Origin of the sequence: Streptomyces sp. NPDC047028 (assembly GCF_040644095.1) — a bacterium.
Classification (GTDB): Bacteria; Actinomycetota; Actinomycetes; order Streptomycetales; family Streptomycetaceae; genus Streptomyces.
In genome coordinates, this window is the sequence record NZ_JBEYVS010000014.1 from 81,146 (window position 1) to 98,566 (window position 17,421).

Below are 17,421 nucleotides of genomic sequence, written 5' to 3' on the forward strand. Positions count from 1 at the left end.
GGCGGACTCGACGCCCGGCCCGTCGGGCGCGCCTCTCGCCACCCGCCCGAGCCCCGCAGGCGGTCTCAGCCCGGAACGGCCGACCCGGCGGGCGCGGGGGCCGCGGCCTCGGCGTGGGCGACGGCCGGGGCCGCGGCCGGTACGGGGGCCGGGGTCGGCTGGACCTCGACGAAGCGCGGGGCGGGCTGCCGCTCGTCGGTGCGGCGCGGGGCGCCGGCCGGCTGCCTGCGGGCCACGGGTGCGGCCGGCAGGGTGAACCAGACGGTCTTGCCGCTGTCGCCGTCCGGGCGCGCGCCCCAGCTCTCGCTCATCGCGGCGACCATCGCCAGCCCCCGCCCGCAGGTGGCCATCGGCGCGATGTCGGCCGCGTCGGACACCTCGGCCACCACCGGAAGGCGCGGATCGTGGTCGCGCACCGAGACCGTGAGCCGGTCGGGGCGCAGCTCCAGCTCCACCGTGCACGACTTGTCCGGCTGGGCGTGCCGGTGCACGTTGCTGAGCAACTCGGTCACACCGAGTGCGGCGCGGTCTATCAACGGGTCCATATGCCAGTAGCGCAACTGCGCAGATACGATTCTGCGGACCTGGCCGATCCGCGACGGCAGGGCTTGGAGCTCCACCGTGCAGTGCCTGCTTGGGTGACTGATCACGGCTGCGACTCCCCGATGCAGAGGTCCGGACGAACCGGAGGAACACGGAGAACAACGGATCCAGCAGGGTGCTTGCGTCCAAACGTCCGCCTGCTGTCATGGCCGGCGGGCTGGTTCGCAGCGTTATCGCCGGTAAACCCAGAGTGACGTGAGACCAGCGTGACGTAGCGCACGCTCTCCCGCAACTCGCCACGACGGCGGCCGCTCAGCCGCCGCGTCCGGCGGCCCGGCGCACCGCCTCGATGAACCGCCGCGCGGCGGGCGGCCCCGGCTCGCCCGGAGCGGGGTCGTGATCGCCCAGGGTCAGCAGGTACCGCTTGCCGTTGAGGTCGGCCAGTGCGCGGTCGTCCGCCGCGAACCACGGTTTGGACGCGCGCACCGCCTGTACGGGCGCGCTGTCGATCTCGCTGCCGTAGCTGGTGAGCAACTCCAGCCTGCCGTCGTTGATCCGGACCTGTCCGGCCCGGGTGAGCGAACGCAGCCGTTTGCCGATCCGCACGCCCATGGCCGTGAACTCCGGCTCCGCCATTCCTCGCCGCCCCCTCGCGCGTCTCCCTGCGTGATCCAGTGTGCGCCCCGTACGGGACGACCGTCCCGCCCGGAGCAGTCTGCTCCGATGCGGCGTGCTGCACCAGTACGCGCGGGGCAGGTGCGACGAGCGCCCGGAGCACTTGGCCGAATGCGCCCCCGAATCTTTCGTACGCCAGTGCCCCAGGCGGGCCTTGGGGTGGCTCAAAGATGCGTTTATGCAGGTGGGAAGTGGTGCGAAGGGTGCTTATGATCGAGGTGTCGGCCGCGCGCAGCGCCGTCGGCGACCACCCTAAGGAGCACCGCCGTGAGCACCGTCCCCCAGATCCGCACCGGCGACACCCTCGACGTCGACCGCAGCGACGTCGCCTACCGCGCCTGGCTGAAAGAAGCCGTCCGCAAGGTTCAGGCCGACGCCAACCGCTCGGCGGACACCCACCTGCTGCGCTTCCCCCTGCCCGAGCAGTGGGGCATCGACCTGTACCTGAAGGACGAGTCGACGCACCCGACCGGAAGCCTCAAGCACCGCCTCGCCCGCTCGCTGTTCCTCTACGGCCTCTGCAATGGCTGGATCCGGCCGGACCGGCCGGTGATCGAGGCGTCCAGCGGTTCCACGGCCGTCTCCGAGGCCTACTTCGCCAAGCTGATCGGCGTGCCGTTCATCGCGGTGATGCCGCGCACGACGAGCGCCGAGAAGTGCCGTCTGATCGAGTTCCACGGCGGCCGGTGCCACTTCGTGGACGACTCCCGGAAGATGTACGAGGAGTCCGCCCGCCTCGCGGTGGAGACCGGCGGCCACTACATGGACCAGTTCACCTACGCCGAACGGGCGACCGACTGGCGCGGCAACAACAACATCGCCGAGTCGATCTTCCGGCAGCTGGAGCTGGAGCGGTATCCCGAGCCCGCCTGGATCGTCGCCACAGCGGGCACCGGCGGCACCTCCGCGACCCTCGCCCGCTACGTCCACTACATGCAGTACGACACGCTCGTCTGCGTCGCCGACCCGGAGAACTCCTGCTTCTTCGAGGGCTGGACCACCGGCGATCCGGACGTCGGCTGCGACTGCGGCTCGCGCATCGAGGGCATCGGCCGCCCGCGCATGGAGCCGAGCTTCGTGCCCGGCGCCATCGACCGCATGATGAAGGTGCCGGACGCGGCCAGCGTCGCCGCCGTGCGCGCCCTGGAGCGGGCCATCGGCCGCAAGGCGGGCGGATCCACCGGCACCGGCCTGTGGAGCGCGCTGAAGATCGTCTCCGAGATGGTCGCCCAGGGCCGCCCCGGCAGCGTGGTCACCCTGCTGTGCGACCCCGGCGACCGCTACCTCGACAAGTACTACTCGGACGCGTGGCTGGCCGAACAGGGCCTCGACATCACGCCGTACACCACCGCCATCGACACCCTGCTGGCCACGGGCAGCTGGCCGGACTGACGACCGGCCGGAACCTAACCGGCGAGCCGGCGCTCCAGGGCGCGGGCGGCGTCCTGGAAGGCGCGGCCGACGCCCGGACGGACCAGGCGCCACAGGAGACGGAACGCGGCGGTCCCGTCCAGGGCGAAGGTCATCCGGATCCGGGTCCCGCCGGCGGCCGGGGTGAGGTGCCACTCCTCGACCCACGCTCGGGCCCCCGGCGCGTTGGTCACGTCGACGCGGTACGCGTACACCTCCGGTGCCTTCGCCACCAGCACCGACTCCTCGAAGCGGGTGCCGCCCCGCAGCCGGACCTCGCGTCCGCCCTCGGTCGGACGGGCCGAGGTGACCGCCGAGAACCACTCCGGCCAGCCGGACACGTCCTCGGCGAGCGCGCGGAACACCACCTCGGGGGCGGCGGCGACGTTTCGGGTGAACACGAGCCGTACCGGCGCGGTCCCGACGAAGCCGATCCCCACCGGACGCAGACGACGAGCCATGAACGACGACACCCCCTGTGAAGTCCCTTGAACCGCCCGAGTCCCTCGGCAGGAACGGGAAACGACGCGCCTCAGGGTAGCTGACAGACCGTCAGATGTCGTCGTCCTCGGTCTCGCCCGCCACCACGAGCCGCAGGTGCTCGGAGATCTCCGCCCGCGCCTCGCCCGGCAGCCCGGCGTCGGTGACCAGCGTGTCCACCTGCTCCAGGGCGGCGAACGAACTCAGGCCCACCGTGCCCCACTTGGTGTGGTCGGCGACCACCACGACCCGCCGCGCCGACTGCACCAGCCGCCGGTTGGTCTCGGCCTCCGCGAGGTTCGGCGTGGACAGGCCCGCCTCCAGCGATATGCCGTGCACGCCGAGGAAGAGCAGATCGAAGTGGAGAGAGCCGATCGCCTGGTCGGCGACCGGTCCCACCAGCGAGTCGGACGGCGTGCGCACCCCGCCGGTCAGCACCACCGTCGCCGCGCCCTGCCGCTGCCCCGAGGTGCGCTGCGCCGCGTGGAAGACGTCCGCCACCCGCACCGAGTTCGTCACCACGGTCAGCTCGGGCACCTCCAGCAGGTGCTGCGCCAGCGCGTACGTCGTCGTACCGCCGGACAGGGCGATCGCCGTCCCCGGGCCGACCAGCCGGGCGGCGGAGCGCGCGATGTCCTCCTTGGCGGTCAGCTCCAGACCCGACTTGGCCTCGAACCCCGGCTCGTGCGTGCTCGCCTCGACCACCGGCACCGCGCCGCCGTGCACCTTCTCCAGCACACCCTGGCGGGCGAGCGCGTCCAGATCGCGGCGCACGGTCATGTCCGACACACCGAGCTTGCGGGTCAGTTCGTTGACCCGCACACCGCCCCGGCGCCGGACCTCGTCCAGGATCAGGGCGCGGCGCTGCTCCGCGAGGAGGTTCTGATTCTCGCTCACGTACGCTCCGGTCCTTTCGCCGCCAGCCGTCCGACACACCCGTCACACCTGCCGCGACCAGGGTGTTCGGCCGTCCCCGGTGTGGGGGCGTCCCATCTTTTCACGTGGGGGACCCGGTTGCGCCATTACTCGGCACGAGGTGATCGTGCCAGTCGCCCCGCGACGCGCCCGGCCGGTGTCACCCGGATCGGGGAGATTCCGCGCCGGCAGCTGCGTTCCGCCCCACAACCGGAGGATCCTGGGGCCCGCACGGGCCGGAGGCCTCGAGGAGCGTCACGGGGGAAGTGCGGACAGTGGAGCGTGCGCAGGAACGCGGCGCGGGGCGGCGGACGAGCGGACCGGCCGGGCGGCCCGCCCCGGAGCCCGACCTGGAACTCCTCGTCCACGGAGTCGGCGGCACCACCCCGCAGAAGATGCTCGGCGACCCGCGCACCGTCCGGATCACCGGCGACGACACGGCCGCGATCTTCCGGCGCGCCGAAGACGTCCACGCCGAAGACGTCCACGCCGAGGACGTCCACGCCGGGACCCGGTCCGCCGGGCAACGCGACGGGCCGGTGCGGGAGGCGTACGTCTGGTGCAACCTCACCTCCGGCGACTCCAGCCGCGCCCTGTGGCTGTTGCTGCTGCCGTTCATGGTGGTCAACCTCGCCCACTGGATGCGCCCCGCGGCCCCCGGCCGCCCGCGCGCCGTGCGGTTCTACGGCCTCCTCGTGCGGCTCACCGCCCTCACCCTGACCGTCCTGCTCGTCGCCGCCGCCTGCGAGGTCGCCCTGGACCTGGTGGCCTGGCAGTGCGCGGGCACGGCTGCCTGCGCCGCCCGCCACTCCTGGCCGGCCTTCCTCACGCCCGGCGCCACCGGCGGCCCCTGGTGGAGCGCGCCCGGCCGCCGGCTCGCCCTCGCCGCCCTGGCCCCGGCGGCCCTCACCGCGCTGCTGTGGTACCTCTCCCACCGCACCTGGAGCGCGTACGAGTCCCACCAGCCGATGGCCCGGGACCCCGAACCCGACCCGGACGGCAGCGCCCTCGCCCGGCCCGGCTTCTGGTACGGGCGCCGCCTGGTGGCCCGGCTGCGCGCCGCGCACACCGCGGCCGGGCTGCTGACCGTCGCCGCCGCCGTCACCGAGCCCGCCGCCCGCTTCGACCACCGGCCCGGCGGCCCGGCGGCACTGGACGCGCTGAGCTGGGCGCTCACCGCCGCCCTCGCCGCAGGGGCGCTCGCCGTGACCGGCGTGGTCTGCCGACGCGGCCGCAGCGAGCGCAGTCCCGACCGCACCCTGGACCGCCGACTCGTCCGCCTGCTGCCGCTCGGCGCCCTCGCCGTGCTCCTGCTCGCCCTGCTCTACGGCGGCTGGTCCCGGCCGGGCTGGCGGTCCGCCGGCCGGCTGCCCGGGGACGCGGCGTTCGGCACGCTCATGCTGGTCCAAGGACTGCTGGTCGTCGTCCTCGGCGCCGTCGCCCACGGGCTGTACCGCCGCGACCCCGACCCGCGCGCCGGGATGCGTGGTCTCGGCGGACCGGCCGTCGCCCTGCTCGCGTGCGCGCTCGGCGGTGTCATCTCCGGCGGACTCGCCCAGCGGGTCGCCGACTGGCTGGACGGCACCCGGGCCGGCCTCGACGGGCCGGCGCTGCTGCTCACCTGGCAGGCGTCCACCATCCCGCCCGTGCTGGCGGTGCTGCTGATCCTGGCCGCCGTGCTGGCCGTACGCACCGCCCGCCGCAGCCGCGCCGAACGCGCCCGGGTGCGTCAGGAGCACCCGGGGGAGCCGGAGTACCCGGCCCGCACCCGCGCCATCGCCCACGCGCGGGCCATGGCTGCCCTCACCGACCGCGCCCCGCTCGTCGTCACCCTCCTGTCCGCCGCCACCCTGCTGCTGGGCGCCGCCGCCCTGTCCGGCGCCCTGGCCACCGGGCGCACACCCGACGGCGCGGCCCGCAGGACGTACACCGTCGTCCAGGGCGTCGCCGATACCTCACAGGGGCTCGGCTCCTGGCTGGTCGGCATCGGCTTCCTGACCTTCGTCACCTGGGGCCGGCGCGCCTACAAGGACGCCTCCGCCCGGCGCACCATCGGCATCCTGTGGGACGTCGGCACGTTCTGGCCGCGGGCCGCCCACCCGTTCGCCCCGCCCTGCTACGCCGAACGCGCGGTCCCCGACCTGACCTGGCGGATGGCGACCTGGACCGAGCGGACCGGCGGCCGTCTGGTCCTCTCCGGCCACTCCCAGGGCAGCGTCCTCGCCGCGGCGGCCGCCTGGCAGCTGACCCCGTCCGTGCACCGCCGGGTCGCCCTGCTCACCTACGGCTCCCCGCTGGAACGGCTCTACGGCCGCTGGTTCCCCGCCCATTTCGGGCCGCCCGCGCTCAGCGCCCTGCACCGGGAGATCGCCTGCTGGCGCAACCTGTACCGGCGCACCGACCCCATCGGCGGCCCGGTCCGGCTCCCCGACGACCACGGGCCCGACGTGGACCACGCCCCGCTGAAGGACCCTCTCGCCTACGGCCGCACCGCCGAGCACCCGCTCCCGGCCCCGGTCCTGGGCCACTCCGACTACCAGGCCGACCCCGTCTTCGCGCGCGTACGCGGCCGGCTCCTGGCCCGGCTGCACCCGGAGCTGCCCGCCCAGCGTCCCGAACCGGAACCGCCGGGCTGACTCCGGTCAGCCGAAGTGCTCGACGTACTCCAGGACGACGCCACCGGTGTGCCTGACGGTGGCGTTGCGGCCGGTGGGGACCTGGTTCGGGCCGTCGACGATCTCCCCGCCGTGTTCCCGCAGCAGCGCCGGCAGCCCGTCCAGGTCGTCCACGAGGACCGTGCTCTGCGTGGCCCGGAACGGGGCGAGCGCCTCCTCGCTCCCCGCGACGACCAGGAAGCCGCCGATGCCGGCCACCTCCACGCCCCGGTGGTGGAAACGGGTGCGGGCGTCCTCACCCGTCAGGGCGCGCAGCGCCGGCAGCGCGGCGTCGAGGTCGTCGACGTAGAGCCGGGCGAGCGTGGCCAGCACCTTCATAGGGGCTCCTCCAGGAGAGTGTGCGGTCGTCGGGTGCCCAGGGCAGCCGGCCCTAGGGCAGATCCGGCAGGTCGTCGGCGTACAGCAGGGTCAGGTCGTCCGTGCTCGGGTCGTCGAGCTGGGCGACCCGGCTCGCGTGCCGCTCGACCATCGCCTCGAACGTCTGCCGTGCCGTACGGCCGTTGCCGAACGCGGGCCCCTTGGGGAGCGCCGTGAAATACGTCAGCAGTGCCTCGGACGCGTCCGGCGCGATCCGGTACTCGTGCTCGTCGGCCTGCTGTTCCACGATCCTCAGCAGTTCCCCGGGGCCGTAGTCGCCGAAGGTGATGGTCCGGGAGAACCGGGAGGCCACACCGGGGTTGACGGACAGGAAGCGCTCCATCTCCGCCGTGTACCCGGCGACGATCACCACGACCGCGTCCCGGTGGTCCTCCATCAGCTTCACCAGCGTGTCGATGGCCTCCTTGCCGAAGTCCCGGCCGGCGTCCTCGGGGGACAGCGCGTACGCCTCGTCGATGAACAGCACGCCGCCGTGCGCCCGCTGGAATGCCTCCTGGGTGCGAATCGCGGTCGAGCCGATGTGCTCCCCGACCAGGTCCACCCGGGACACCTCCACCAGGTGTCCCTTCTCGAGCACACCCAGGGAGGTGAGGATCTCGCCGTAGAGCCGGGCGACCGTCGTCTTGCCGGTGCCGGGGGAACCGGTGAACACCAGGTGCCGCTTGACCGAGGCCGCTTTCAGACCGGCCCGCTGCCGGCGCCGGCCCACCTCGATCATGTCGGTCAGCGCCCGCACCTCCCGCTTGACGCTCTCCAGACCGACCAGCGCGTCGAGTTCACCGAGCACGGCCTTGGACGTCCGGGCCGGCTCCGGCTCGGGAGCCGTCACGAGCGGCTCCTGTTCCGTGCTGCGCTGCCCCGGGATCGCGCCGAGCAGCCCGGCCGGCCGGGACGCCGTCTCCACCGCCGTCTCGCGGGCGGCCGGGGGCCGCGGGCCGCCGCTCTCGTCGCTCGTGCACTCCTCCACCACCGGGCCCGACCCGGCCACCCCGTCGGCGCCGCCGTCGGCGAACTCGTAGCCCCCGCGCGCGCACCGCTCCGTGCGGCACTTCCTGAGCGTCGTGCGGCAGCCGTCGATCACATGGAAGCCGTAGCCCCCGCTGCCCGTGACGCGGCAGCCCAGGAAGCTGCCCCGGCCGCCCGCCGAGACGTAGAAGCCCGCCTCGGCGGGGGAGTCCACCGTGCACCGCTCGATGACCGGGTCCGCGCCCTTGGTGACGATCACCCCGGTCTGCGTGCCGTCCACGGTGCAGTTGTTGAGCGTGCCGCCGCTGCCGTGGTCACGGAACCAGGCGCCGGTGGCCGCCTCCCGGATCCGGCAGTCGTCGAGCTGCGCGGTCGCGCCGTCGCTCACCGACACCGCCGTGTTGCGCACCTGCGACAGATCGCTGTCGACGACGTCCGCGCGCGAGCCGCGGTCCAGCACGAACAGGGCGTCCGGCACGTCGTGCACCCGGCACGAGTCGAGCACCACCGTGGCCCCGTCGCTCACCCACACCGCCGGGTAGTCGCCGGTGCTGTCGAAGATCTCGCACTGGTTGGCGTCCACCCGGGTGCCCGGGTCCCACACCGACAGGCCGTTGCGCCCGAACTGACGGACCGTCGTCCGGGTCAGGGTCAGCACCGAGCGGGAGCGCAGGTCGACCGCGTTCTCCGGGATGTCGTGGATCCGGCAGTCGGCCAGCGTGAGCACCGCGTCGGTGTCCAGCGTGACCCCGTCGGCGGTGGTGCGGTGCACGTCGCAGTCCGTCAGCTGCGCCATGGCCGCCTGGGTGACCTGAAGCCCGGCGCCCCGGACCTCGTACACCTCGCAACCGAACGCCTCCAGCGCGGAGTTCTCGCCGGTCACCGTCAGCCCGGTGCCCGAGGCGTGGTGCACCCGGCAGCGCTCCAGCCGGGGCCGGGCCCCGCCGCGGACGGCGACGCCCGCCTGCCCGGCCGCGACGACCTCGCACTCCTCGAACACCCCGCCCGCGCCGTCCAGGACGGCGATGCCGATGCCGGCCGGGTTGTCGACGGTGCAGCGGCGCACGGTCGGCCGGGCCCCGCCGCGCACCTCGAGGCCGGCCGCGGACCGGGTGACGATCCTCAGGTCGTGCAGCTCGGGCGTGCCCTCCTCGACGAGCAGCGCGGGCGCCGCCGCGTCCTGGCCCTCGACATGCAGGTCCCGCACCACGGCCGAGGCGCACACCGTCAGCGGCACCCCGTCGGCCGGCGCGATCCGCACCGAGCCCGGGGAGCCCTCCGGGCCGCGCAGCGTCACCGCCCGCTGGACGACGAGGTTCTCCCGGTAGGTGCCGGGAGCGACGGTGAGGACGTCGCCGTCGGCGGCGGCCTCCAGGGCGGCGGCGAGCGACGCGTACTCACCCGTGCGGCGCCGCCACCGCGATGTGCCGGTGTGCGTCACCTGGACCGTGCCCTGTGCCATGGCGCTGCTGTGTCCCCACCTCGTCGTACCGATGACTCGTTCGCCGCCGGGGCGCCAGGAACGCGCCGCGGCGGGTTTGTTCACGCGCGGGTCGTCGCCGAAAGCGTCTCGGCCGGTCCACCGTAGCGTGCGCGCGGACCACGGGTTGACCAGAGGCTTCGGGCCGTCAGCTGCCGGTGCCTGCCTTGCCCCAGTCCGGGCCCGCCCGGTCCCAGGCCCGGTCCCAGCCCGCGTACCGCCGGCGGACCATGCGCCAGACGATCAGCCGGCGGACGCTCTCGACCAGCCCGCCGACCGCCAGCGCCGCGCCGAGCCCGGCGAGCACGGCGTGGGTCGTCGCCGTGGCGGGATCCAGCGGGCGGGTCGCTATGCGGCCGCGCCCGTCCGTCCAGACCTGGAAATGGTCGCCCTGGTGCGGGGACTTGAGGGCGGCCAGGACCGGGCCGCGCCGTTCGCCGCCGTCCGGCGCGGTCCAGTCGGCGAGCACGCGGCTGCGGATGCGGCGTGCGGTGGCGGAGTCCGGATCGTTCGCCACCGGAGCTCCGCCCATCCGGCGCACCACCGTGGCCGTCACGAGGTGGCGGGCGTGCCGCTGCTCCCGCACGGACCGTTGCAGGGATCCCTGGGCGGCGGCGCCGACCAGGGATCCGGTCAGTGGTGCGGCCACGGCGATCAGCAGCAGAGCCACGAGGGCCACCCATGCCTCGGTCAGATCGGTCGCGCGGCGCAGCGGATTGTGCCGCCAGCGCCACAGGCCGGTGATCACCCGCACGCTCCCGCACCCCCTTCCCGCTCGTGAAGGCCCCTGTCTCAGCCGCCCGCCGCCGACGCGTCGAGCAGTACGCGGCATCCCCTCCGACCGGGACCTCTCATGAACTTCTCACAATTCCGCAACGACCGGGCCCCGTCTTCGGGTTCCCGGTCGCGGCACTCGTTCGGGGTGTCTTCGCGCGGCTGTCGCGGGGGCCTCGTCCACAGTGCGGAGTCCGGCGGCCGGCTACGCGAGGATCCGCACCGGGTCCCCGACACGGATGACGCCGGGGGAGAGGGGCACCAGGTTCTGGCCGAAGAGGAGGCTCTGCCCGAACCGGCGGTAGCGCCCAAGCGTCCGCAGCGGTTCCCGGCCGCGGACGCCCGTGTCCTGCCCGGTCGTCGTCACGACGCAGCGCGCGCACGGCTTGGTCACCCGGAACTCGACCTCGCCGATCGCGAGGCGCGACCAGTCGTCCTCGGCCCACGGCTCGGTGCCGGCCACGACGACGCTCGGCCGGAAACGGTTCATGGGCAGGGGGCCCTCGGCCGCCCGATCGCCCGCGGCGATCAGGGAGTTCAGCGAGTCCAGGGAGGCGACGGTGGTCACCATCAGGGGGTATCCGTCGGCGAAGCTCACGGTCTCGCCGGGCCGGGCGTAGTCGGGGTCGAGCGGGCGGCGGGCGGCCGGGTCGTCCATGTGGACCAGACGCGCCCCGGCCCCCAGATAGGCGGAGCACCAGGCATGGGCGGCCTCCGCCGCCAAAACCGCCTCGACCTTCGTGCCGAAGATGTCCACCGGCACGGTCACGGTAGGCTCCGGCACGGCCACCGTCAGCGGCTCGTGTCCGGGCGCGGACAGACGGATGCCGCCGCCGGGCATCGGCTCGGCGGCGGCCAGTGCGAGGCGCGGCTGCTCCCGCTGGGTGACGACCTTCCCCCCGTCGTCGATCAGCACCCAGCGGCGGTCACCGGCCAGGCCCCAAGGCTCCACCACGGCCTCCCGGGGCGAGAAGCCCCGGAGCGCCTTGACCGGATGGACGTGGATCGACTGCAGCTCGGCGTACCCCATACGGCCATCGTGCCAGGCGGCACCGACAGCCGGGGGCGCGACGGTCAGTAGCCGCGGTACTGCTGGTTGTTGTACGGGTCCTGGTACGGGGCCTGCGGTCGCGGTGCCGCCGGACGCATCGCCTCGTACCCCGTCCCCGGAGCCATCGGGCGCTGCTGCGGGGCCTGCGGTCCCGGATAGCCGCGCGGCGCGCTCGCCTGCTGCGGGATGTACGCCGTGGGCGCCTGCTGCAGCGGCTGGGGCGTCATCTGCGGATAGCCGTAGGCCGGAGCCTGCGACGGGCCCGCGGGGAGGGCGGGCAGCGCCGACGGCAGAGCGGGCAGGCTGCTGCCCGTGTCGTAGGCGGCCGGGACCCGGATCGGGGCGATCTGCGGGGTGCCCCGCTCGGCGACGAGCGAGTCGTAGATCGGGGTGTCCGGGAAGGAGGCGGAGTAGTAGCCGCCACCATAAGTGGAGCGGGGGGAGGTCATGGCACATAAGTTAAGCCCACGATGTGCTGGTTGGGGAGACCGATAAGAGGGTTGTTTTCCGTGTCGCCAGTGAGTTGGGATCCCCAATCCGAGCGAACTTGGCAAAAATGGACGTCGAACACGGTTTGATTCGTGTAAAGCCCAAGCTCCTGGCGGGTTACCGGCGGTTGGCCGGTGATCTTCGTGTGCCGTTCGCACGCGTTCCGCGGCTGACGGGAATAGGTTGAGCGGGTAGGGATGGCCGGGACGGCCGGGCGCCGACACCTGATGGGGGCGGACATGTCAATGCCGAAAGGATCGAATGCGCCGGTGCCGACCACGGCCCTGCGCGTCGAATTGGGCTGGCGCTCCGGTGCCGGCGTACCCGACGCGGACGCCTCGGCGCTGCTGCTGGCCGCCGGAAAGGTGCGCTCCGACGGCGACTTCGTCTTCTACAACCAGCCCGCGCACACCTCCGGAGCGGTCCGTCACGAAGGCAAGCGGACGACCGGCGGCCGCGTCACCGACACCCTTTTCGTGGACCTCGCGCGCGTGGAGGGCGCCATCGAGCGCGTCGTCCTCGCCGCCTCCGCGGACGGGGGCACCTTCGGCCAGGTCCCGGACCTCTACATCGAGGTGAGCGACGCGGCCGGCGGCGGTGTCGTCGCCCGCTTCGACAGCCCCGGCGCCACGGCGGAAACCGCGTTCGTCCTCGGCGAGTTCTACCGCCGTCAGGGCGGCTGGAAGTTCCGGGCCGTCGGCCAGGGCTACAGCAGCGGACTCGAGGGCCTCGCGACGGACTTCGGCATCACCGTCGACGAGCCGCAGCACACCGCACCGACCACCGCCCCGGCCGCCCCTTCCGTCCCGCCACCCCTGACGACGCAGGCGCCGACCACCCCGGCCCCGGCTCCCGTCACGCTGCCTCCGCCCCTGCCCGGTGCGACGCCTGTCCCGCTGCCTCCGCCCCCGGCCGGTGCGACCCCCGCCCCGCTGCCGCCGCCACCGAACACCCGGCCCTCTCCCGTGCCCCCGCCGCCCCCGGCCGCGTCCGCGGCTCCGGTCCGGCTGTCCAAAGTCACCCTCACCAAAGCCGCCCCCTCGGTCTCGCTGGCGAAACAGGGCGGAACTTCCGGCACCATGCGGGTCAACCTCAACTGGCAGACCCGCAAACGCTTCGGCGGCCGGTGGGGTGCCGGGGGCGGTGACCTCGACCTGGACCTGTGCGCCCTGTACGAACTCGCCGACGGCCGCAAGGGGGTCGTCCAGGCCCTCGGCAACGCGTTCGGATCGCTGCACCGGCCGCCGTACATCCACCTCGACGGCGACGACCGCACCGGCGCCGTGGCGAGCGGCGAGAACCTCACCATCAACCTCGACCACCGCGGCGACTTCCGGCGCATCCTGGTCTTCGTCACCATCTACGAAGGAGCCACCTCCTTCGCCGAGCTGCATGCCACGGTCACCCTCCAGCCGCAGCACGGCGCACCCGTCGACTTCTCCCTGGACGAGTGCACCGTCCCCTCCACGGTGTGCGCGCTCGCCCTCCTCACCAACACCGGCGGCGACCTCGTCGTCCAGCGGGAGGCGCGGTACCTGGTGCCGGAGCGCGGGGTGAGCCCGCAGCGGACCATAGACCGCTCCTACGGGTGGGGCATGAACTGGACCCCCGGCCGCAAGTAGCCGCCGGGCGACGGCGGCCCGGTGCCCTGCGGTGTGCGGGCGCCGGGTCAGCCCTCGTCCGGCACCGCACCCGGACGCGCGTACGTCCGGCCCTTCCAGGCCGCCCCGCGCCCCCGGTAGTGCTGCACGGCCGAATCGACCGTCATGAGGAGATAGAGGAACGCGGTGAACGGCAGCAGTGGGGCGAGCCACAGCGGCTGCCCGTAGTAGCGGAGCATCGGCACGTACGTCGCCGTCATCACCGCCCACGCCAGCGCACCGGCCGTCGCCGTCGCCGTACTGCCCGCGACCGCGCCCGCCACGACCGCCGCCGGCGGCACCAGGTACACCAGCGCCAGTCCGGCGACCGTGCCGAGGAGCAGCAGCGGGTTGTGCCGCAGCTGCGCGTACGCGCTGCGTGAGACCATCCGCCACAGGTCGTGCAGCCGCGGGTAGGGCCGCACGCTGTCCACCCGCTCGGCCAGCCCCAGCCAGATGTGCCCGCCGCCGCCCTTCACCGCGCGCGCGAGCGCCACGTCGTCGATGACGGCGTGCCGGATGGCGTCCGGGATGCGCGCCCGCTCGGCCGTGTCGGCGCGCAGCAGCACACAGCCGCCCGCCGCGGCCGCCGTCCGCGACCCCCGCCGGCCGATCCACCGGAACGGATACAGCTGCGCGAAGAAGTAGACGAACGCCGGCACCACGAGCCGCTCCCACAGGCTCTCCACCCGCAGCCGGGCCATCTGCGACACCAGGTCGAAGCCTCCGGTGCGGGCTGCCGCCACCAGGGTGCGCAGGCTGTCCGGCGCGTGCGCGATGTCCGCGTCCGTCAGCAGCAGGAACTCGGGTCCACGCGCGCGTGCCAGACCGATGCCGTACCGCACCGCCCACAGCTTGCCGGTCCAGCCCGCCGGCGGCTCACCGGGGGAGCCCACCGTGAGCGGCAGCCCCCCGGTGCGCGCGGCCAGCTCGCGGGCCAGTTCACCGGTGCCGTCCGTGCTGCCGTCGTCGACGAGGAAGACTTCGGCCCGCCCCGGATAGTCCTGTACCAGCAGCGAGGGCAGGCTCAGCGGCAGCACCTCGGCCTCGTCCCGCGCCGGGACCACGACGGCCACCGACGGCCACACCCCCGGATCGCCCTGGGGCGGCAGCCGCACATCGGTCCGCCAGAAGAAGCCCTGACAGAGCGACAGCCACAACCAGGAGAGGAGGGACACGACGGCGATCCACACGATGGCGCTCACGGGCGCAGTCTGCCCCACGCCACCGGCCCGAACCGGCTCATCGACTATCGTGGCCGGGTGAAGATCGCGCTCATGGACTCCGGACTCGGCCTCCTCCCCGCCGCCGCCGCGGTACGCCGGCTGCGGCCCGACGCGGAGCTGGTGCTGTCCTGGGACCCGGACGGCATGCCGTGGGGCCCGCGCACCCCCGAGGACATCACCGAGCGCGCCATCGCCGTGGCCGAGGCCGCAGCCGCGCACCGGCCCGACGTGCTGATCGTCGCCTGCAACACCGCCTCCGTACACTCTTTGCCGCAGATGCGCGCGCGGTTCGAACCACAGCTGCCCATCATCGGCACCGTCCCGGCGATCAAGCCGGCCGCGGCGGGCGGCGGGCCCGTGGCCATCTGGGCGACCCCCGCCACCACCGGGAGCGCCTACCAGCGTGACCTGATCGACCGGTTCGCCGACCGCGTGGCCGTCACCGAGGTGCCCTGCCCCGGGCTCGCGGACGCCGTGCACCACGCCGACGAGGCGGCCGTCGCCGCCGCCGTCGCCGCCGCGGCCGCCCGCACCCCCGACGACGTGACCACCGTCGTCATGGGCTGCACCAACTACGAACTGGTCGCCGACCGCATCCGCGCCGCCGTCCAGCGGCCCGGCCGCCCGCCGCTCATCCTGCACGGGTCCGCCGGTGCCGTCGCTGCCCAGGCGCTGCGCCGTATCGGAGCGGAGCCGGCACCGGACGCCCCCGCGGAGACCGCGCTCACCGTGCTGCTCAGCGGACGTGAGGCGGAGCTGCCCGACACCGCGCTGAGCTACGCGGAGGGGCGGCTGCTGGCCGCCGTCGGCCCCCTCGCCGACCGGCGCTGAGAGACGTACGGCCGCTGGGCCGCCCGGAGCAGTCACGCTGCGGAACGGCTCCCGCGCGGTGAAAGCTGAGTAACCTCGTAGACATGAGGGACCACTCGCGTACCGAGGACGCCCCGCACCCCGACGTCTGGACCGGACGCGCCACCAACCGGGTCCAGTGGCTGCTCGCGCTGGTCGGCGCGGCCTGCATGGCGCTCGGCGTCGAGCTGGCCGTCGACTCGGCGTGGACCTCGGGGGTCGCCCCGCTGGTGATGTCCGTGGTGGGCTGCATCGCGGCCGGACTGCTGGTCCTCTTCGGCACCCTCGCCTTCGTACACGTCGACCTCCGGCTCGACCGGGAGTCCCTCGAAGTGCGCTGCGGCCACATCGGGCTGCCGCGCCGCCGCATTCCGCTGTCCCAGGTGGTCGGCGCGGACTTCACCGCCCACGTCACGCCGCGGCACTGGGGCGGCTGGGGGTACCGCTGGCGTCCCGAGAAGGGCACGGCGGTCGTCGTCCGGCGCGGCGAGGGCATCGTGCTGAGCCTGTGGGACGGACACACGTTCACGATCACCGTGGACAACGCGGAGTCCGCGGTGCGGGTGATCAGGGCCCGACTGCGCACGATCACACCGGGCACGGCGCGCTGAGGTTTCGCGCGGGCCGGGGGTGGGGTTTCCGTAGCGGCGCTGGGAGGGGCCGCTCGATGTCGCGGGGGTAAGGGGTGTCACTTGCCGGCGTTGCCAGGGTGCCGCTGCGCCCACCCGTGCCGCCCTGGGGCCCCCAGGCCCTTAAGGCACTGGGGGAGCCACGCATGCCCGCAGCTGGGGGGCTAGCCACGTATGCCCGCACCTAGGGCGTTTCCGGGGTGTCCGGTGCGGTCCACGGGCGGGATGTTGACCAGCCTGCCAGGAGGCCCGCGCCGGCGGTGACCGCTGTGAAGCTCAGGGCGTCGCCCAGCATGGCGAGGGCGGCGACGGCCGTGAGGGCCGCGCCCGCGGTGAGGGCGATCGGGGTGGAGCGCGGGGTGCGCCACAGGGCGTAGAGGATCCAGGCGAACGCGGCGGCGAGCAGGAGGACCCCCGGCACGCCCTGCTCCGCCGCCTGCTGGAGCGGGGCCGAGTGCGGCTTGCCGTCGGGCTGGAGGAACTGCGGCACGCCGGGGCTCAGCTCGCCGAAGCGGCCCGGACCGACGCCGAGGCCGGCGTTGCGGTGGGCCAGCCGGAGGGCGTCCTGCCACAGCTGGACCCGCTGCGGGGTGAGCCGTCCTTCGAGGGCCGAGCCGAGGCCCTCGGGCAGGATGCCGCCGGCGACGGCCCAGGTCACCGCCGCCACCAGGGCCGACGCCAGCCCCAGGCCCGCGATCCCGGGGCCCCGGTGCCGCATCGACCCCGCGGCGAGGGAGCAGAGCAGCACGGCGGCCCCGGCCGCGCAGCCGCCGGCCGAACCCAGGGCGGCACCGGACAGCGCGATCCCGGCGGCGAGCAGGCGCAGGCCCAGTCGCAGGGCAGGCGACCGCGCGGCCCAGGCGGCGCAGCAGGCGGCGCCGGTGGCCAGCGCCAGCAGCGCCGCCGTGGCACCGGCGTGCCCGAGCGGCGCGGCGAACCGGGGGCCGGGAGAGAGGTCGGGCACCGTGACGGCGAGCGCGAATCCGGCGAGCGATCCGGCACAGGGCGCGGCCACCGGAAGCAGCGCGCCGGAGATCCGGCCCGCCGCGTATCCGGCGGCCACGGCGAGCACCGCGAGGAGCATGCCCTCGGGCCGCCCGTCGTGGACCGCCGCCGTGATCAGGGACCAGGCGGCGCAGATCCCCAGCAGGATCATCCCCGCCCCGTCGGAAACGTTTCGTCTGGCGCTGTCCGCGTCCGCACCGGCCGCGGACGTCATCCCCGTCGACCCCACCCGTCGC

Annotated in this window: 16 protein-coding genes; 5 read left to right on the forward strand and 11 right to left on the reverse strand. The window is 74.2% G+C overall.

Annotation, left to right across the window (positions count from 1 at the left end):
• Positions 1-65: 65 nt before the first annotated feature.
• Positions 66-650 (reverse strand): ATP-binding protein, encoded by a 585-nt coding sequence (locus ABZ854_RS15125; RefSeq protein ID WP_361209832.1) that lies wholly within the window; start codon positions 648-650, stop codon positions 66-68.
• Between the two features lie 205 nt (positions 651-855).
• Positions 856-1,179, reverse strand: coding sequence for a hypothetical protein (locus ABZ854_RS15130; RefSeq protein ID WP_129311036.1), 324 nt, complete (start codon positions 1,177-1,179; stop codon positions 856-858).
• 306 nt (positions 1,180-1,485) lie between these two features.
• On the opposite strand from ABZ854_RS15130, the gene ABZ854_RS15135 reads away from it, so the two are divergent.
• Complete coding sequence (locus ABZ854_RS15135; RefSeq protein WP_361209835.1) at positions 1,486-2,610, forward strand: PLP-dependent cysteine synthase family protein; 1,125 nt, start codon at positions 1,486-1,488, stop codon at positions 2,608-2,610.
• Between the two features lie 14 nt (positions 2,611-2,624).
• Here ABZ854_RS15135 and ABZ854_RS15140 read toward each other — a convergent pair whose 3' ends face one another.
• Together ABZ854_RS15140 and ABZ854_RS15145 are read right to left on the reverse strand one after the other, a co-directional pair.
• Positions 2,625-3,089, reverse strand: coding sequence for an SRPBCC family protein (locus ABZ854_RS15140; protein WP_361209838.1), 465 nt, complete (start codon positions 3,087-3,089; stop codon positions 2,625-2,627).
• 91 nt (positions 3,090-3,180) lie between these two features.
• Entirely contained in the window at positions 3,181-4,005 is an 825-nt protein-coding gene (locus tag ABZ854_RS15145; RefSeq protein WP_361209841.1) for a DeoR/GlpR family DNA-binding transcription regulator, read from the reverse strand.
• Positions 4,006-4,373: 368 nt separating this feature from the next.
• Between ABZ854_RS15145 and ABZ854_RS15150 the strand changes: the two genes are divergently transcribed.
• Positions 4,374-6,659: a hypothetical protein gene (locus ABZ854_RS15150; RefSeq protein ID WP_361210053.1), complete on the forward strand. Its 2,286-nt coding sequence runs from the start codon at positions 4,374-4,376 to the stop codon at positions 6,657-6,659.
• Between the two features lie 6 nt (positions 6,660-6,665).
• Here the strand turns inward: ABZ854_RS15150 and ABZ854_RS15155 are convergent, their stop codons facing one another.
• The 5 genes from ABZ854_RS15155 to ABZ854_RS15175 form a co-directional block, all read right to left on the reverse strand.
• Complete coding sequence (locus tag ABZ854_RS15155) at positions 6,666-7,016, reverse strand: hypothetical protein (protein ID WP_361209844.1); 351 nt, start codon at positions 7,014-7,016, stop codon at positions 6,666-6,668.
• Between the two features lie 52 nt (positions 7,017-7,068).
• A complete protein-coding gene (locus tag ABZ854_RS15160) occupies positions 7,069-9,504 on the reverse strand; it encodes a right-handed parallel beta-helix repeat-containing protein (RefSeq protein WP_361210056.1) in 2,436 nt (811 codons plus the stop codon).
• 166 nt (positions 9,505-9,670) lie between these two features.
• A complete protein-coding gene (locus tag ABZ854_RS15165) occupies positions 9,671-10,276 on the reverse strand; it encodes a hypothetical protein (protein ID WP_361209847.1) in 606 nt (201 codons plus the stop codon).
• 225 nt (positions 10,277-10,501) lie between these two features.
• Positions 10,502-11,326 carry an MOSC N-terminal beta barrel domain-containing protein gene (locus ABZ854_RS15170; RefSeq protein ID WP_361209850.1) on the reverse strand — a complete coding sequence of 275 codons (825 nt, stop codon included), beginning with the start codon at positions 11,324-11,326 and terminating at the stop codon, positions 10,502-10,504.
• A 44-nt stretch (positions 11,327-11,370) separates the two neighbouring features.
• On the reverse strand, positions 11,371-11,796 hold the full coding sequence (locus tag ABZ854_RS15175; protein WP_361209853.1) for a DUF6643 family protein: 426 nt from the start codon (positions 11,794-11,796) through the stop codon (positions 11,371-11,373).
• A 285-nt stretch (positions 11,797-12,081) separates the two neighbouring features.
• On the opposite strand from ABZ854_RS15175, the gene ABZ854_RS15180 reads away from it, so the two are divergent.
• Positions 12,082-13,458, forward strand: a complete 1,377-nt coding sequence (locus tag ABZ854_RS15180; RefSeq protein WP_361209856.1) for a TerD family protein — start codon at positions 12,082-12,084, stop codon at positions 13,456-13,458.
• A gap of 47 nt (positions 13,459-13,505) precedes the next feature.
• Here ABZ854_RS15180 and ABZ854_RS15185 read toward each other — a convergent pair whose 3' ends face one another.
• Positions 13,506-14,681 (reverse strand): glycosyltransferase, encoded by a 1,176-nt coding sequence (locus tag ABZ854_RS15185; protein WP_361209859.1) that lies wholly within the window; start codon positions 14,679-14,681, stop codon positions 13,506-13,508.
• Between the two features lie 57 nt (positions 14,682-14,738).
• Between ABZ854_RS15185 and ABZ854_RS15190 the strand changes: the two genes are divergently transcribed.
• Both ABZ854_RS15190 and ABZ854_RS15195 read left to right on the forward strand, forming a co-directional pair.
• Positions 14,739-15,533, forward strand: a complete 795-nt coding sequence (locus ABZ854_RS15190) for an aspartate/glutamate racemase family protein (protein ID WP_361209862.1) — start codon at positions 14,739-14,741, stop codon at positions 15,531-15,533.
• A gap of 83 nt (positions 15,534-15,616) precedes the next feature.
• Positions 15,617-16,162, forward strand: coding sequence for a hypothetical protein (locus tag ABZ854_RS15195; protein WP_361209865.1), 546 nt, complete (start codon positions 15,617-15,619; stop codon positions 16,160-16,162).
• A 202-nt stretch (positions 16,163-16,364) separates the two neighbouring features.
• On the opposite strand, the gene ABZ854_RS15200 is transcribed toward ABZ854_RS15195, so the two are convergent.
• Complete coding sequence (locus tag ABZ854_RS15200; RefSeq protein WP_361209868.1) at positions 16,365-17,336, reverse strand: O-antigen polymerase; 972 nt, start codon at positions 17,334-17,336, stop codon at positions 16,365-16,367.
• Positions 17,337-17,421 lie beyond the last annotated feature (85 nt).

Excerpts from the sequence above, each read along its gene's own strand:
- ABZ854_RS15130 (WP_129311036.1), bottom strand. The coding sequence starts at position 1,179 with ATGGCGGAGCCGGAGTTCACGGCCATGGGCGTGCGGATCGGCAAACGG.
- ABZ854_RS15200 (WP_361209868.1), bottom strand. The coding sequence starts at position 17,336 with ATGATCCTGCTGGGGATCTGCGCCGCCTGGTCCCTGATCACGGCGGCG.
- ABZ854_RS15160 (WP_361210056.1), bottom strand. The coding sequence starts at position 9,504 with ATGGCACAGGGCACGGTCCAGGTGACGCACACCGGCACATCGCGGTGG.
- ABZ854_RS15170 (WP_361209850.1), bottom strand. The coding sequence starts at position 11,326 with ATGGGGTACGCCGAGCTGCAGTCGATCCACGTCCATCCGGTCAAGGCG.
- ABZ854_RS15175 (WP_361209853.1), bottom strand. The coding sequence starts at position 11,796 with ATGACCTCCCCCCGCTCCACTTATGGTGGCGGCTACTACTCCGCCTCC.
- ABZ854_RS15140 (WP_361209838.1), bottom strand. The coding sequence starts at position 3,089 with ATGGCTCGTCGTCTGCGTCCGGTGGGGATCGGCTTCGTCGGGACCGCG.
- ABZ854_RS15195 (WP_361209865.1), top strand. The coding sequence starts at position 15,617 with ATGAGGGACCACTCGCGTACCGAGGACGCCCCGCACCCCGACGTCTGG.
- ABZ854_RS15180 (WP_361209856.1), top strand. The coding sequence starts at position 12,082 with ATGCCGAAAGGATCGAATGCGCCGGTGCCGACCACGGCCCTGCGCGTC.
- ABZ854_RS15155 (WP_361209844.1), bottom strand. The coding sequence starts at position 7,016 with ATGAAGGTGCTGGCCACGCTCGCCCGGCTCTACGTCGACGACCTCGAC.